The sequence below is a fragment of the Trichocoleus sp. FACHB-262 genome (genome assembly GCF_014696035.1).
Taxonomy (GTDB): Bacteria; Cyanobacteriota; Cyanobacteriia; order FACHB-46; family FACHB-46; genus Trichocoleus.
The window spans coordinates 1-14,663 of the sequence record NZ_JACJPK010000073.1 but is presented as its reverse complement, the minus strand read 5'-3'; the positions used below and the strand labels follow the sequence as shown (position 1 = coordinate 14,663).

Sequence of the window (14,663 nt, the reverse complement as noted above, 5' to 3'; positions counted from 1 at the left end):
GTTCGTCATCGTGTAGTTAATCGGACTGCTCAGCAAGTACTGGCAGTAATCCACTTTGGCAAAGCTCATGCCTCTAGTTTATGTCTGTCTCTGCGTAAGTCCTGTCCATCATGGAGCTAGGAGTAGCAGCGGCTAAAACTATGCCTGAGCACCTTGAAGTTAATTTCAAGAAGAGTAAACTGGCTCATCTAGGGAAGTGTTTCACTGGTTCCAACCCAAGTAAGCAGCCAAAGAAGGTAACACAACAACGATGATTGCTACAGCAGAGTGAACGATCAAGTTAGTAAAGCTGCTGGTGTTTGCAGGGACGAACATGGATATGTGCGATCGCGATGACAAGGGAACTCGCAGATGAAGTAGGTTCGACTGGGTTAATAGCACTGCTATGAGAGTTTTCGGTTAGTTCTCGTCTGATTCGTGCGATCGCCTGATTTTGATGTAGACCCTCGCTGTGAATCTAACTGACAAAGCCCCATAAATCATCCGGTCGTTGTAATCTGTCAGGAATACATGATCGACTCCAGCCAGGTTCTGCCAAGTCCTGAGCGTAGTTCTATCCTGTAAGCGAGCGATTGGCCTCGCACTGATGAGGTCGCGAGGATGGGCTGGGGTGAGCCCAAGAAGCTCTGGAGAATCATGAGCGCCTGCTGCGTCACCTTAGAGAAAGAAGCATCAGTCACCCCTTCGCAGCTATAGCTATCTGTAATAGTCAATCTCAACCGATTCTTGATTTCATCATCTAGAAGCAAGAAGTTGTCTACCTATGCCAGTAATTTGCTGGAGGTTCTTGTAGACGGCGATCGCAATAAATGGCTGTTGAGAGGTTTTTCAGACAACCTTTGCTAAGCCTTATGTGATCAAGCTGTTAGACCCAAGATAACAATGCCACCTAGCATTCCAATGGGCCACCTAAAATAGCCAAAGCGGCTGTGATAGCTGCGACTCCACTGAGTCTAGCTGTGGACATCACAATCACCAAAATATTCCTGGCAACCCTAACGCTGCAATTTTTCTAATCACTTCATCCATTTTTCTGAAACCTCGCGTTGTAGATTAAGCAAAAACCAGCTCAGAATCTTCTCCGTTCTCAGTTGCCCTCATGCAAATTAATACTGGAGTATTGAAATGCAAGTTTCAGATTGCTGTTTGGGTTTCGATTTCTGCTTCTTGATGAGGTGCACTTGAACACTTGAGGTTTCATCCATTTTTCTTCAAACCTAACTTCCCCTTCTCTTGAGTTGACTTGTACAATGGTCAGATTGCGGTCGCTTCAGTTCTAGGTTCTCCGACTTATGCGAGAGCGATTGCTCATTGATTGGCGCTACTCAAAACAGCTCGGAGCGTTGTGGCAAAAGATGAGCTTACGAACCATTACTGCGACTAGATATGTCACACCACTGCGCGAAGGGGGCTCGCTACCAGCCATTGTAGAAGCCGATGACGATGGCATGTATGTGCTGAAGTTTCGAGGGGCAGGCCAAGGCGCGAAAGCACTGATTGCAGAGTTGGTGGCAGGGGAGATTGCTCGAGCCTTAGGGCTGCCTGTTCCTGAGATTGTCTGGATTCACCTCGATGCTGAACTTGCTCGCACTGAGCCTGATCCAGAAATCCAAGACTTGATTCGAGCCAGTATCGGGCTGAATCTGGCGCTCGACTACCTCCCTGGTTCTGTGACATTTGACCCCATTGCAACGAAACTTGATGCTGACCTCGCCTCTTTAATCGTCTGGTTTGATGCTTACGTGACGAACATCGATCGCACAGCGGGGAACACGAATATGCTGATGTGGCATCGACGACTATGGTTGATCGATCACGGTGCAGCTCTCTACTTCCATTACACCTGGAGCAACTACCTAGAACGGAGCCGCACGCCCTTTGCGGCCATCAAGGATCACGTGCTACTCCATAGTGCTAGCACTATGCGAGAGGTGGATGCGAAAATAACGGAACGGCTGACACTCAGCATTATTGAGTCCATCGTGCAGCTGATTCCGGATGCTTGGCTGGGGGAAGACACTCCATTTAGTGGACCCCAGCAACATCGAGCAGCCTATGTCGAGTACTTGATGAGACGATTAGAAGCGCCGCGTATTTTTCTGGAGGAAGCTGTTCGTGCCCGATCTCTTACCGTATGATTACGCTGTCATCCGCGTGGTTCCCAGAGTGGAGCGCGAAGAGTTTGTCAATGTGGGGGTGGTCGTTTCCTGCGTCAGCTACAAATTTCTCGAAGCTCGGATTGAACTTGACGAGCCACGACTCATGGCGCTCGACGCCACTCTTGATCTTGAAATGATTCGAGACTATCTCGTTGCCATTCCCCTCATTTGCGCGGGCGGCGAACCCGCCGGACCCATTGGTCGGTTGCCTCAACGCGATCGCTTCCACTGGATTGTGGCTCCTCGGAGCACGGTAATCCAGACATCGCGAGTCCATACAGGTCTTTGCCCCAGCCTACCCCATGTGATCGAACATCTCCTCGACACCATGGTGCGTCCGTGCAAGCAAAACAAAACGACTGTAACCCACACGGCTTAGTGCTACTGGCACCTTTTTTCAAGGTAAATAATCGTGATTCCTGGGAAGAATGACCCTGAGATGAAGCGGTACCCGTATGCTGATTGCTTTCCTAGCAAGAATCACTGCAATTCCCAAGAGAGCTTTCCCTTTACTTCAGGTTCTGCCACTCATCCTAAGTCTGAGTACATCAGCTGTTAGCATTCTGCTATGGCAGGCTTTGGTTCAGCAAGAACAAGCTCAGATTTAGCACGCTCTGAGCGTTGAGGCAAGAAATCTAGAACTGGAAATTACGGAAAAGATTAAGCCTCAAGTGCAAGCACTGCTGCGGATGGCTGATCGGTGGGGACGGCATGGCAAACCTTCCCAAGCAGAGTCGGAGTTTAATGCAGCGCTCAATGTCCGAGACTTTAGCAGCTATCAGGCGATCGCTTGGGTCGATCCGACTCACCGTGTCCGCTGGCTGGTACCGCTACAAGGGAATGAAGCTGCGCTAAATCTAGAACTGGACTTTGAGCAACGACGCAAAGCGGGGCTGAATGTGGCTTATCAGCAACGCAGGGTTGCTGTGAGCCATACTATTGACTTGGTGCAAGAAGGGAAGGGCTTTCAAGTCTATGTTCCTATTTTCAGAGAGCAACAGTTTGATGGTTTTATTGTCGCGACTTACCGAACTCAAGAACTGATTAACAGCATCTTGTCAGAGAAGGATGCTCATGGCTATGTGGTTGCCATTTTTGATGGAAAAGACCAGATCTACACCCATGATGATGTAGGCGAGGGCAATCGAGGTAAATGGCACCAAGAGAGTAATATCGAACTGTATGGGTTGAACTGGCGGACCCAGGTTTATCCGACAGCGCTCCTCTCCAATCGAATGAGATCGCCCCTGCCCACCATCACCTTGATGGGAGGTTTAGCTGTATCTTGGCTCTTGGCCTTGGCTGCGCATCTAACTTATCGAGCCAGACTGACAGCCCAGAACGTCAGCGCTATTAACACCGTGTTGGAGCAGGAAGTTAGGGAACGCCAACGGATTGAAGTGGCGCTCCAAGAAGAACAAGATTTCTTGCAGGTCTTACTCAACACGATTGAAGCTGGCATCGTAGCTTGTGACGCGGCAGGAACACTGACGTTGTTCAATCGAGTGGCGAGAGAGTGGCACGGATTACCAGAGCAACCACTTCCGCCTGAGCAATGGGCACAGCACTATAGCCTTTACCATTGGGACGGCAAAACCGGATGCGGAAGGAGGAGATTCCGCTGTTTCGAGCCTGGCAGGGAGAGCTCGTCCGCAATGTAGAAATGAAGATTGAGCCACAGCAAGGCAAAACCCGGATGAATCAACGTCCCCGATTTTGCTGCGACAGGCCTGCGCTGTGGAACAGCACCCCTTCTGCGAGACACGGTTTTGCAAACTCAGTGGAGTAGATGACTGATTTACTGAGTTTAACTCAATCCCTAGTTGCTGTATCCTGTAAATCAGGTGGAAATATCGAAGAGCTTGTGAGGGCTCAGAGTTTTTCTACCTTAACTAAATAAAGCCACTAGGCGGGATTGAAGATCAATCGCACCTGAAATATGCAGAAGGTTTCTGCTGCTCGATGGCTGAAAGCGAGCTAAGTGAGAATCTACTATATGGCCCTTCTGAACCAAGATTGTTCAGCTACAGGCAATTCCTACAAGATTCCGCTACGTCTGGTTTTAGTGATACCTTTTATCTTGCAAATTTCTGCGGCAGTGGGAGTAACTGGATGGCTCTCACTACGGAATGGGCAGAATGCGGTTAATGAGGTTGCTAGACAGTTACGGAACGAAGTTACTGCCCGGATTCAGCAACACCTAGATACGTATTTGGAAACGCCCCATCTAGTCAATGCCATCAGTGCAGATGCTATTTCCCGCTTTTCGCTGTGGAATCCGAATGACATGAGTCGGATGAGAAGCTACTTGTTCTGGCAGTTGCAGCAGTTTCCTAATACAAGTTACATCAGTTTTGGTGGAGAACGGAAAGAATACGCCGGAGCTGGCTATCGGGATGACGGTACGCCTGTGATTGAAATTACCGATCGCTCCACTCGTTTTGTCAACACAATCATCAACGTCGATCGCCAGGGCAACCCAACAGGACGTAGGGAAACTCATCCCAATTATGACCCCCGCATAAGACCCTGGTATACAGGGGCAAAACAGGCGAAACGTCCTCATTGGAACTCCATTTACCAGTACTACATTCAGCCCAGCTTGGGCATTTCAGCTAGTCAGCCTGTGTACGATCAGACTGGAACTTTCCGGGGAGTGGTCAGTACTGATTTATATCTCTCGAGCATTAGTCAATTTCTACAAAATTTAAGGGTGGGGCGATCGGGGAAGACCTTTATCATCGAGCGCTCAGGGCTCATCGTCGCATCATCCACTACTGAACAGCCATTTTTGACCAAAGCAGATGGTCAGGTTAGTCGGCTCCTAGCTACCGAAAGCAGCATTCCCCTAATTCGCTTTACAGCTCAACATTTAATCGATCGCTTCGGTAATCTTAGGCAGATTAATCACAGTCAGCAGTTTGACTTTATGCTGCAAGGTCAAAGAGAATTTGTGCAAGTCTTGCCTCTTTACGATGAACGGGGGCTGGATTGGCTAATTGTGGTGGTGGTGCCAGAATCTGACTTCATGGCACAAATCAATGCCAACACTCGCGCCACCGTTCTGCTCTGCTTGGGTGCATTGGTGCTGGCAGTTATTGTAGGAATTGCCACATCTCGCTGGATCACAAAACCCATTTTACGGCTCAGCGCTGCCTCCCAGGCGATCGCAACGGGCCATCTTGACCAAACCGTGACGGTCAAAGGCATTAATGAGCTAGAGGCATTGGGTCAGTCTTTTAACCAGATGGCAACCCAGTTAAAGCGATCGTTTGAGGAACTAGAAACCCGTGTTGCCGAACGGACCGTTCAGCTCAAAGCCGCGAAAGAAGCGGCGGATACGGCAAACCAAGCCAAAAGCAAGTTTCTAGCCAACATGAGCCACGAGCTAAGAACGCCCCTCAATGCCATTCTCGGTTTTTCTCGGTTGTTAGCACGCAATCCAGTTCTAGTATCGGCAGCCGCAGAATTAGAAATTATCAATCACAGCGGCGAGCACTTACTAGACCTGATTGACGACGTGTTAGAGATGTCGAAGATTGAGGCAGGACAAGTAACGCTGTATGAAAATCGGTTTGACCTATATCGCCTGCTCGATACGTTAGAAGAGATGCTGCAACTACAAACTAGCGCTAAGGGTTTGCAGTTGATGTTTAGCCGTACTCCTGAAGTACCTCAATACGTGCGATCGGATGAAAGAAAACTGCGGCAAATCCTGCTTAACCTATTGGGGAATGCCATTAAATTTACTCAACAAGGCAGCGTAATCCTGCGTGTCAGCGTCGTAGAGCGGGTAGAAGAAACCGCCACAGCAGACGACAAAAATGCGTCCACCCCTTCTGATGCGCCCGCCCCTTCCTCCCCCCTGACGTTACGGTTTGAGGTGAAAGACACAGGTGTGGGCATTGCTACCAACGAGCTAGGAACCTTATTTGAGGCTTTTTCGCAAACCGAATCGGGTCTGAGATCTCAAGAGGGAACAGGCTTGGGATTACCAATCAGCCGTCAATTTGTCCGCCTGCTGGGTGGAGACATTACCGTGAATAGCACCTTGGGCAGTGGCACCATATTCACCTTTGAGATCCAGGTGGGGGATGCCGAAGCCGCTGTGACATTACAGCAACCAGTCCAACGTGTGATGGGATTGGCACCCGATCAGCCTACCTACCGAATCTTGGTAGTAGACGATCGCTCAACCAACCGTCAATTGTTGGTAAGGATGCTGGCTCCCCTGGGCTTTGAGGTGCGCGAGGCTGAGAATGGACAGGCGGCGATCGCGCTGTGGCAACATTGGCAACCCCATCTGATCTGGATGGATATGCGAATGCCTGTGATGGATGGGTATGCAGCAACCCAATACATCAAGGCACAACCACAAGGATCAGGGACCACTATCATTGCCTTATCCGCAAGTGTGTTGGATGCAGATCGAGCCCTGATCTTGGCCGCTGGGTGTGATGACTTTGTATGCAAACCGATACAAGAAGCGGTCATTCTTAACAAGATCGCTCAGTATTTGGCGGTAAGGTATAGCTACGGAACAAGCGATGCTCCGGTAAGCATGCAGCAAGACGGCAATTACCCAAACCAGCAAAATCCTAAGGCTGAGGGTTATCGGTTAGGTGTTGAAAGCTTAACAGTCATGCCGACTGAGTGGATTGCACAGCTCTACCAAGCAGCCGATCAAGTGAATAATGCCTGGTTATTCCAACTGATTGCGGAAATTCCAGCAGAGCAAGTGCTTCTAGCTGACACCTTAAGTCACTGGGTTCATAACTTCCGTTGTGATAAAATTATTGCCCTAGTGGAGCATCTTGATGGATATCCCTCCGAATCAGATCCCCAAGGGAAATATTCTGATTGTTGACGATACACCAGAAAACCTGCACCTTCTGTCATCCACTCTAACGGAGCGAGGATACCAGGTTCGAGGCGTGATTGATGGGGTGATGGCCCTGAGAGTGGTTCGCTCAGCTCCACCGGATTTGATTTTACTCGACATCCAAATGCCTAGAATCAACGGCTACGAGGTTTGTCAACAGCTCAAGGCAGCAGAGCAAACCCGCGAGATTCCGGTGATTTTCCTGAGTGTTCTGGATGAGACCTGGGACAAAGTCAAGGCATTTGAGGTGGGGGGAGCCGACTATATTACCAAGCCCTTCCAGGCAGAAGAAGTCTTGGCCCGCATTGAAAACCAGCTTGCCCTCCAGGCGGCAAAGACAGAGATCCGTAACCTCAATGCAGAGCTGGAACAACGGGTGCAGCAGCGCACAGAACAGTTAGCCGCCGCGAACCAAGAGCTAAGAATAGAAATTACCCAGCGGCAACAAGCCGAAGCAACCCTACGGCAACAAGCCGAGCAGAAAGAATTGCTGGCAGAAATCACCCAGCGGATTCGCCAGTCTTTAAACCTTGATGCCATTCTGAATACAACGGTAGTGGAAGTTCGCCAGTTGCTCCGTGTCGAGCGCGTGTTAATTTATCGGTTTGAGCCAGATTGGAGCGGAGTCGTCATCGTGGAATCTGTGATTACGCCCAATCTGTCAATTTTAGGCAGAACAGTCAGAGATCAGTGTTTTAGCGACGGCTATGCTAGGCAGTATCGACAGGGACGAGTGCTCAACATCGCGGACATTTATGCAGCAAATTTGTCGCCGTGTCACGTTGATTTATTGGCGAATTTGCAGATTAGAGCCAATCTCGTTGTCCCGATTGTCCGAGAGCAAACCCTATGGGGGCTGCTGAGCGTAAATCAATGCACTCAGCCTCGACCGTGGAGTCCGCTTGAAATTGACCTGCTCAAGCAACTCTCCGACCAGGTTGCGATCGCACTGCAACAGTCACACCTTTATCAACAGGTGCAGCAACTCAATGCCAATCTGGAGCAACAGGTACAGGCGCGAACTGCTCAGCTCCAGCAAGCGCGAGACTTTGATGCCCTGCTAAAGCGAATTACCGATAAAGTTCGAGACAATCTTGACGAGAGACAGATTCTGCAAACCGCTGTGCAAGAGCTGGCTTTGGGTTTAGCGGTGGCTTCATGTGACACAGCACTTTATGACCTAGGACAACAAACTGCAACTACCTGCTACGAGTACACGACCCTCAGCCGCCAAAAGCAAGGGAAAACTGTGTCGATGGCAGAGTTCCCAGAGATCTACCACCACCTGCTGCACCGTCAGTGGTTTCAATCCTGCGAACCTTATTTGGAACATGGTGCATTAACGCTCCTTGCCTGTCCTATTTTTGATGATCAAGGGGTCTTGGGTGATCTGTGGCTTTCTCGGCTCCAAGCAACAGTGTTTGTTGAACATGAGATTCGCCTAGTGCAGCAGGTGGCAAATCAATGTGCGATCGCGATTCGGCAAGCACGGCTCTATGCAGCCGCTCAAAGTCAGGTAGCAGCGTTAGAGAGCTTACATCAGATGAAGGATGACTTTCTCAGCACTGTTTCGCATGAACTGCGAACGCCCGTGACTAACATGAAGATGGCGATCAAAATGCTCAAAGTCACCTTAGCGCGTTCTGAAACTGCTGCTACCGACGAGCCAGCGATCACTGACATTTCTCAGTCAGCAAATGCTACCCCGAACTCGAGAGTTACCCAGTATTTACGAATTCTCGACAGTGAATGTGAACGAGAAATTAGCTTGATCAATGATTTATTAGATCTACAGCGGCTAGAGTTTACGTCAGCGCCATTGGTCACTGAATGCATTGATCTTAAACTTTGGTTATCTGCCTTATTAGAATCGTTTCAAGAACGGGCTGATGCTCATCAGCAGTACTTGCAGATTGAAATACCTGATTCGCCACCGCATATTCAGTCTAACCCAGATGCACTCAACCGGATTTTGGTAGAACTGCTGCACAATGCTTGTAAATATACGCCGCCAGAAGAACGGATTGTGGTGAGTGTTGCAGTCGAGCAAAATCAGCTCCAGCTACGAGTCACCAATTTTGGAGCAGAAATTCCAGCCAGTGATCTCCCACAGATCTTTGACAAGTTCTATCGAGTTGCCCATGCCGATCGCTGGAAACAGGGTGGCACTGGACTAGGGCTGGCTCTTGTGCAAAAGCTAGTGAAGCGCTTGGGGGGAGCCATCGATGTCAATAGTGCTCAGGGAGAGACAACTTTTGTAGTCTCCTTACCAATAGTTGTGTAGCTAGTTAAACACATAGCTGTACTGAACGTTATGGTTAAGAACATCTTTTCATAGGTTCAAACTGGCGAAGCCTCAGAGGGTGACAGGAAGCTTGAAGTAACTATGTAGCGGGCAATAGAGCTGCTAAGTACAAAAAAAAGATAGGCTTGCCACTTGGACACAAGACTACCCTAGAAAATGCGGTTCTGTTGCAAAAACCATTGGAGAACAAACCGTTGACCTAATCTAGACTCAATTAAGCAACCCGCTCGAAAAATTTGAGACACGAATTCTAGCTTGGCTCGCATATCACCTTTTTCAATTCCCCTTCACTTGCCTTTGCGGAGCAGGCTCACCGCTTCAATTCCGCGCAAGGCTCGTCTTACCGGGTTGAAAGATTTGAAGCCCATCATTGGCTTGGTGATTTGCTTGATATTTCGATGATCTTGCCTAACCCTATTGTTTAAGTACTTCACCTGCCATAGTTGGGTTTCAGCTGGGATCTTAGGCGGGATAAAAGGTGAAACTAGCGCGAAGAAACACTAAAGAATTCGGGCTAATTCCCGAAATCAGAGGTACTATACGAAAATTTTTTCGGGCTCATGTCCAACTTGGGAGATTGGCAGAATTGATTTGGGCTAATTAAAAGTTGAGCCGAGACAATTTCATCAACGAGCATCATTATGCTAAACGAGAGTCCAGATCAGTTATGGGTTGAGCTTGTGGGTGGAATCATCCTCGCGCGAATTCGCGGGGTGGCTACAGCCGATCTCATACAGGAGTGTCATCAGCGCATTGTGATGTTGCAGAGAGACACGGGCTGCAAACAGGTGATGTACGATGCCTTGGAGCTTGAGCGCCCGCCGATAGAAATTGTGCTCACGCAGCAGGGGTTAACCGATGCGCTCAAGCAAGCTGATGTAAAAGTCGCGATAGTTGTGCCCAATACGGGGATTGCTTACCTGGCCCGCCTGGCGTTTGGCGAAGCCAATCATCGCGTGTTCTAGCCATGATATTGCCGCCGCAGTATCATGGCTAGCAGTAATTGATCAATGAAGGTTGCAAGGGCAGAAAGGGCGTGATCAAAACCCTGCGATCGCTTGCTCATTCAGCATGAGTGCATCCGATTTCAGGAGTTCAACATCTCCGACTCTCAACCCATCCCGAAACATTATTAACAGCAAAGTGCGGTCACGGGCTCTATGCCGTCCCTGCTTTTGAGAAGCATTGCCGAAAATAGATAATGCCGTATTTTTTGTAGTACGCCTCAAATCATTGAGAGCTCAAGCGATCGCAACTCAAATAATGCCGAAGATGGTCATTTTCGGCATTGTCGCTAGCTACTAAAGCGTTAGGTGATGCTACTACAACGCACTTTTTCAACAACTTGGCGAATTGCATCAATGACAGATTCTGGTTGGTCGAGTTGGATGGCATGTCCACTGCTGTGCACAATTGTGTGAACACCCTGAGGTGACTCACTCGCTAGATCTGCATGTAATTCTTGCAATTTCTCAAGCACCTCTTGGGTGATGTCGAAGTCGGGCTCTCCAGACGACAAGGCGATGAGAGGAATGTCAGGAAATGAATTTGTCTTTCGTACCTGCTCAACCTGATTCATACTGGCTGATACCGCAGCTGATTCCTGAGCAAAGGCTTTCCCAAACTGAGTTTGAGAATAGATTGCTTTAGCAAGCGGGCGCAGTGCAGGTGGGAATTTTTGGAATAAACCAGCCGCCATCGGTAAAGCATCAAAAGTCACGAGCAAACGCAGCAAACCTATGTGTCCCATGATTGGCAACACATGAACTAATAGCCCTTCAAGCCGTTTGTTCAATTCAACCCACTCGGCTGGGGTCTCCTCGTACATTCTCTCGTGCGCTACATCGACTAAAACCATCCCAGCCACTTCTTCTGGATAGTGATAGGCAAATAAACGACTGAATAAACCCCCTAAAGACATTCCTACTAAGACATAAGGTGGCTTAATCTCAACCTCACGCAAAAGTTGCCGCAACTCTTTAACGATTTGCTCAGCTGTACGGGGTTCTGAACTGAAATCACTCCAGCCATAGCCTGCGCGATCGTAGGTCAAAACTCTCGTGAATTTCGCAACTTCAGGTTGTACGAGTTGCCAATCGATGTGAGTCCCTCCGGCTCCACTATCCAAAATGACGGTGGGAAGCCCTTCGCCCATCACTTGATAGTGCCAATGATTGCCGTCGATCGCAATTAATTTTCCAGGTGATAGAAATCTGCGGCGATCGCGTCTTGTAGCAAGTGTTTGATAAATTGCTCCGAACCCGACTACCCCTATCAACCCTCCCAGAAACACAACAAGCCATAGCATTCCATTGTTCCTTCAAGCTTAAGTCCGTTTGCAATATCCCACAGATGACTTTCCAATGATGATTCAAGCGATCCCTTGAGCCGCATAACGATCCCATCACCCGTCGCAGACAACCTCTCGTACTCAACCAACCAAACCGACTCATTTTCGGCAATGATGCTGGCTACGACGGCAAAAATCAGGGTCGGCATCGAACTTTGCAACCGCTCAGACGGACTCCTTCCGTCCGCTGCGCTGGCTGGTTAGCTTACGCTAGCACTTACATCTACACTCCACCTCCTGTGGAATTGAGAACTTGTCCTGTAATCCACTGAGCATCGTCTGTCACAAGCCACCCAATGAGACGCGCTGCATCTTCTGGTTGTCCCCAACGCCCTTGTGGATGAGCTATCCGAATTGATTCATACAGCTCAGCAGAGGCATAACCTGTGTCTGTTGCGCCAGGATTGACTGTATTTACAGTAATGCCCCGCAAAATTAAATGAGCTGACAAACTCAGTGTGAGTTGATGAAGCGCACCCTTGGAAGCAACATACGCTAACTCTCCAGGCATCGGGTTAAGATGCTGTCCAGAAGTCAGAAGAACCAATCGGCCTCCAGAGCGACCATCATGTTGCGCCGCAAACGCTTGCACTAGTAACAACGTCCCTCGCACATTCACTTGTAGATGCTTGTCAATCTCTGCTGCGGTTAATTCTTCCAAGCTCCCCATCGTACTGTAAGCGTGATTGGCAATCAAAATATCGATATGACCAAAGGCTTGTATCGCAGCGTTCATCAGTTGTTGGGGAGCCGTGCAGTCGAGCAGATCTACTTCAGCATGAGCAATACGTGTGCCCTGTTGCTGAAGGCCTTTAATAATTGCAGAAATTCCATCTCGATCAGCACCCCAAGGTTGACTGGCATCAAAGGGTGAAAAAGAATGAATAAATACGTCTGCCCCTAACACTGCTAATTGTTGGGCGATCGCAAAGCCAATCCCTTTGCGCCGACTCACACCAGTCACAAGGGCAACACGACCTGTTAATGCAGCTTCGGGCAAATCATTAACTCCTCGCCACTATTCAACAGCTAGCTCTAACTCGGAAACGCAGCCAGCTCAGGTTGCCGATTCCCGCCGTAGATCACCTTTGTAGCATACTGATAACTCTCAACGGTTGGTGTGTATGCGCGTTGTTCGTTGTTAGGCACCGAGGCCAGACGATGAAAGTGGGCAAACTTCCATGGCTTGAATCAAGCCATGCTTAATGGTGAAACGGTGGCCGACGTGCTCATCGGCAAGCACGGCTCCGGACAGATCGCGCACAACCTGATGCACCTCGACCCAGACCTGCCCATCCTCCTCCGGGTGAAAGGCAACCGGCTCGACGTGGGGATTGATCTCACTCCACTGCTCCGTCCAGTAAGCGCGGACTGCTTCAGGAGTACGAACAAAACCGCCTTTGAATGCCTTCGGCCAAGCCACGTCGGGAGTCATGAGGACGAGGGCGGCATCAATGTCACGCGCGTTGAAGGCTGCGTATGCTGCGCGTAGCAGTTTGATTTCTGGTACAGGTTGCTCTGGCATAAGCGGTAGGTGAAGGAGAGGGGACAGTTTCTAACTCTTTGTTGCAGCGGACAAAAGCGCAGCTTTTTGGCTGTCCACTGCAACAAAGAGTTAGAAATCGCGGGCATAGTGGAGGCCAAGTTCAGCCGCTTTATATACTTCTAACCCAAAACCCATATCGAGCAGTATTCCCGAAAGTACGACTTTCCTGCTGGCTCCGTAGCGCATTGGCAGGAGGTCATGCAAAGCTAGTTTCTCTCGAACCCGCTTAAAAGCCTCAAAGCAATGCCAATCCGTTTCTTCAACCTCACCTTCAGCCCAGTATAGCTTTATGTCGCATTTAGTGCGTCGTCTGCTATTGTCAGCCCAATCTTGACCACCTAATTCAACTTTTGCTACTAGCAACTGAGCATTAGCGTCTCTCAATCAGATTTCAAATTGACCAACGGCTTGTTCTGAATGCACAATCGGACCCCTCGCAACTCGTGCAGAGCAGCTCAGTCATCGATGGGCTCCAAACCCGCGATGCGGTCCTTCATTGCTTGGATGACTCCCGGGAAGTGTCCCTGCCAGTCCAGGTATTCGCTCACCACCCGCAGCGGCTCCCGCGAGCGATAGGACTTTGTGGGATTCCCCGGATACTTCTTGGCATAACCAGGTTGAATCAGGTCGCCAGGCTTCAGGTCCGCCCGGGTGCCATGGTAAAACCGCCGTGAGCGGGTATCGGCGGGTGTCGATGGGGTTTCGGGATTGCTCATGCCTATCTCCTCATCCATAGATGGCAATCATTCTAGCGGGAACAGCCGGAAAGGTCTGTCGCCGAATTCCAGAAGGTAAGGCTAGGCCGAGCTAATAGGCCTCGCTGGATGTTCTATCAATAACGCTTCGATGCACTACGACCACCTAAACTGTTGTGATCGCTTCACCAATTCCACGTATGACCCAAATATCGTGTTGACTAACAACTTTCGTAAATTTTACGATCGCTTCAACCTGAGTTGCAATTAGGAATCGCTTGAACCCATGCTGGACCAAGCTTTTTGTGATTATTCTATTTCTAAAGATTATGACAATCGATAGCAACGAGCAACGGGGGAGCTGAGTTTTCAGAGATTTGGTCTGGGGGCGATCGCCGCTAAGATCAGACTTTGTAGTGAGAGATGGGTATCGGAAAATTTTAGGGTAATTTTGAAACTCTTTAGAGAAGGCCATGGGTGAGTGGGAGTATAAAACGATTAAGTTCTTTGCTCAAGGAACATTCGGGGCAGGGAAGATCAACGAAATAGAACTTGAGGATGTATTGAATGAAGCGGGAGCTAGAGGCTGGGAGTTAGTGACAATTCTTCCTGGGGCGTTGCACAAAGAGCGAATGATTTAGACAGGAACCAGTACTTTCCAATGTCTCAGATAGTAGGTCAATAAGCAAATAGAGGCTTCCAGCATCTCTTGTGACTTGGAATAAC

Annotated in this window: 13 protein-coding genes and 1 pseudogene; 7 read left to right on the top strand and 7 right to left on the bottom strand. The window is 49.2% G+C overall.

Features of this window, described 5'->3' with window-relative positions:
* Positions 1 to 1,292 precede the first annotated feature (1,292 nt).
* The 5 genes from H6F68_RS15025 (at position 1,293) to H6F68_RS15005 (ending at position 9,325) form a co-directional block, all read left to right on the top strand.
* Positions 1,293 to 2,138 carry a HipA family kinase gene (locus H6F68_RS15025; RefSeq protein WP_242065520.1) on the top strand — a complete coding sequence of 282 codons (846 nt, stop codon included), beginning with the start codon at positions 1,293 to 1,295 and terminating at the stop codon, positions 2,136 to 2,138.
* Positions 2,116 to 2,538 carry a DUF3037 domain-containing protein gene (locus tag H6F68_RS15020; RefSeq protein WP_190560169.1) on the top strand — a complete coding sequence of 141 codons (423 nt, stop codon included), beginning with the start codon at positions 2,116 to 2,118 and terminating at the stop codon, positions 2,536 to 2,538. The genes H6F68_RS15025 and H6F68_RS15020 overlap by 23 nt, the downstream gene beginning before the upstream one ends.
* A 310-nt stretch (positions 2,539 to 2,848) precedes the next feature.
* Positions 2,849 to 3,820 carry a CHASE domain-containing protein gene (locus tag H6F68_RS15015; RefSeq protein ID WP_190560167.1) on the top strand — a complete coding sequence of 324 codons (972 nt, stop codon included), beginning with the start codon at positions 2,849 to 2,851 and terminating at the stop codon, positions 3,818 to 3,820.
* A 335-nt stretch (positions 3,821 to 4,155) separates the two neighbouring features.
* Positions 4,156 to 7,026: a hybrid sensor histidine kinase/response regulator gene (locus tag H6F68_RS15010; protein ID WP_190560165.1), complete on the top strand. Its 2,871-nt coding sequence runs from the start codon at positions 4,156 to 4,158 to the stop codon at positions 7,024 to 7,026.
* The gene (locus H6F68_RS15005) at positions 6,977 to 9,325 is read left to right on the top strand and encodes a GAF domain-containing protein (RefSeq protein WP_190560163.1); all 2,349 of its coding nucleotides are present in this window, start codon (positions 6,977 to 6,979) and stop codon (positions 9,323 to 9,325) included. Before H6F68_RS15010 ends, H6F68_RS15005 begins: the two co-directional genes overlap by 50 nt.
* Before the next feature lie 367 nt (positions 9,326 to 9,692).
* Here the strand turns inward: H6F68_RS15005 and H6F68_RS29795 are convergent.
* Positions 9,693 to 9,792: pseudogene (locus tag H6F68_RS29795) on the bottom strand (IS6 family transposase); the annotation flags it as partial.
* 195 nt (positions 9,793 to 9,987) lie between these two features.
* Between H6F68_RS29795 and H6F68_RS14995 the strand changes: the two are divergent.
* Positions 9,988 to 10,311 (top strand): hypothetical protein, encoded by a 324-nt coding sequence (locus H6F68_RS14995; protein ID WP_190560159.1) that lies wholly within the window; start codon positions 9,988 to 9,990, stop codon positions 10,309 to 10,311.
* 75 nt (positions 10,312 to 10,386) lie between these two features.
* On the opposite strand, the gene H6F68_RS14990 is transcribed toward H6F68_RS14995, so the two are convergent.
* The 6 genes from H6F68_RS14990 to H6F68_RS14965 form a co-directional block, all read right to left on the bottom strand.
* Positions 10,387 to 10,575 (bottom strand): hypothetical protein, encoded by a 189-nt coding sequence (locus H6F68_RS14990; RefSeq protein WP_190560157.1) that lies wholly within the window; start codon positions 10,573 to 10,575, stop codon positions 10,387 to 10,389.
* Positions 10,576 to 10,655: 80 nt separating this feature from the next.
* Complete coding sequence (locus tag H6F68_RS14985; protein ID WP_190560155.1) at positions 10,656 to 11,654, bottom strand: alpha/beta fold hydrolase; 999 nt, start codon at positions 11,652 to 11,654, stop codon at positions 10,656 to 10,658.
* A gap of 265 nt (positions 11,655 to 11,919) precedes the next feature.
* On the bottom strand, positions 11,920 to 12,696 hold the full coding sequence (locus H6F68_RS14980) for an SDR family oxidoreductase (RefSeq protein WP_190560153.1): 777 nt from the start codon (positions 12,694 to 12,696) through the stop codon (positions 11,920 to 11,922).
* A 141-nt stretch (positions 12,697 to 12,837) separates the two neighbouring features.
* Positions 12,838 to 13,221 (bottom strand): nuclear transport factor 2 family protein, encoded by a 384-nt coding sequence (locus H6F68_RS14975; protein WP_190560151.1) that lies wholly within the window; start codon positions 13,219 to 13,221, stop codon positions 12,838 to 12,840.
* Positions 13,222 to 13,311: 90 nt separating this feature from the next.
* Positions 13,312 to 13,626, bottom strand: a complete 315-nt coding sequence (locus H6F68_RS14970) for a hypothetical protein (protein WP_190560149.1) — start codon at positions 13,624 to 13,626, stop codon at positions 13,312 to 13,314.
* A gap of 71 nt (positions 13,627 to 13,697) precedes the next feature.
* Entirely contained in the window at positions 13,698 to 13,958 is a 261-nt protein-coding gene (locus H6F68_RS14965) for an NAD(+)--rifampin ADP-ribosyltransferase (protein WP_190560147.1), read from the bottom strand.
* A 452-nt stretch (positions 13,959 to 14,410) separates the two neighbouring features.
* Between H6F68_RS14965 and H6F68_RS14960 the strand changes: the two genes are divergently transcribed.
* A complete protein-coding gene (locus H6F68_RS14960; RefSeq protein WP_190560145.1) occupies positions 14,411 to 14,578 on the top strand; it encodes a DUF4177 domain-containing protein in 168 nt (55 codons plus the stop codon).
* Positions 14,579 to 14,663: the final 85 nt, after the last annotated feature.

Excerpts from the sequence above, each read along its gene's own strand:
- H6F68_RS14975 (WP_190560151.1), bottom strand. The coding sequence starts at position 13,221 with ATGCCAGAGCAACCTGTACCAGAAATCAAACTGCTACGCGCAGCATAC.
- H6F68_RS14995 (WP_190560159.1), top strand. The coding sequence starts at position 9,988 with ATGCTAAACGAGAGTCCAGATCAGTTATGGGTTGAGCTTGTGGGTGGA.
- H6F68_RS15005 (WP_190560163.1), top strand. The coding sequence starts at position 6,977 with ATGGATATCCCTCCGAATCAGATCCCCAAGGGAAATATTCTGATTGTT.
- H6F68_RS15025 (WP_242065520.1), top strand. The coding sequence starts at position 1,293 with ATGCGAGAGCGATTGCTCATTGATTGGCGCTACTCAAAACAGCTCGGA.
- H6F68_RS15010 (WP_190560165.1), top strand. The coding sequence starts at position 4,156 with ATGGCCCTTCTGAACCAAGATTGTTCAGCTACAGGCAATTCCTACAAG.
- H6F68_RS15015 (WP_190560167.1), top strand. The coding sequence starts at position 2,849 with ATGGCTGATCGGTGGGGACGGCATGGCAAACCTTCCCAAGCAGAGTCG.
- H6F68_RS14985 (WP_190560155.1), bottom strand. The coding sequence starts at position 11,654 with ATGCTATGGCTTGTTGTGTTTCTGGGAGGGTTGATAGGGGTAGTCGGG.
- H6F68_RS14960 (WP_190560145.1), top strand. The coding sequence starts at position 14,411 with ATGGGTGAGTGGGAGTATAAAACGATTAAGTTCTTTGCTCAAGGAACA.
- H6F68_RS14965 (WP_190560147.1), bottom strand. The coding sequence starts at position 13,958 with ATGAGCAATCCCGAAACCCCATCGACACCCGCCGATACCCGCTCACGG.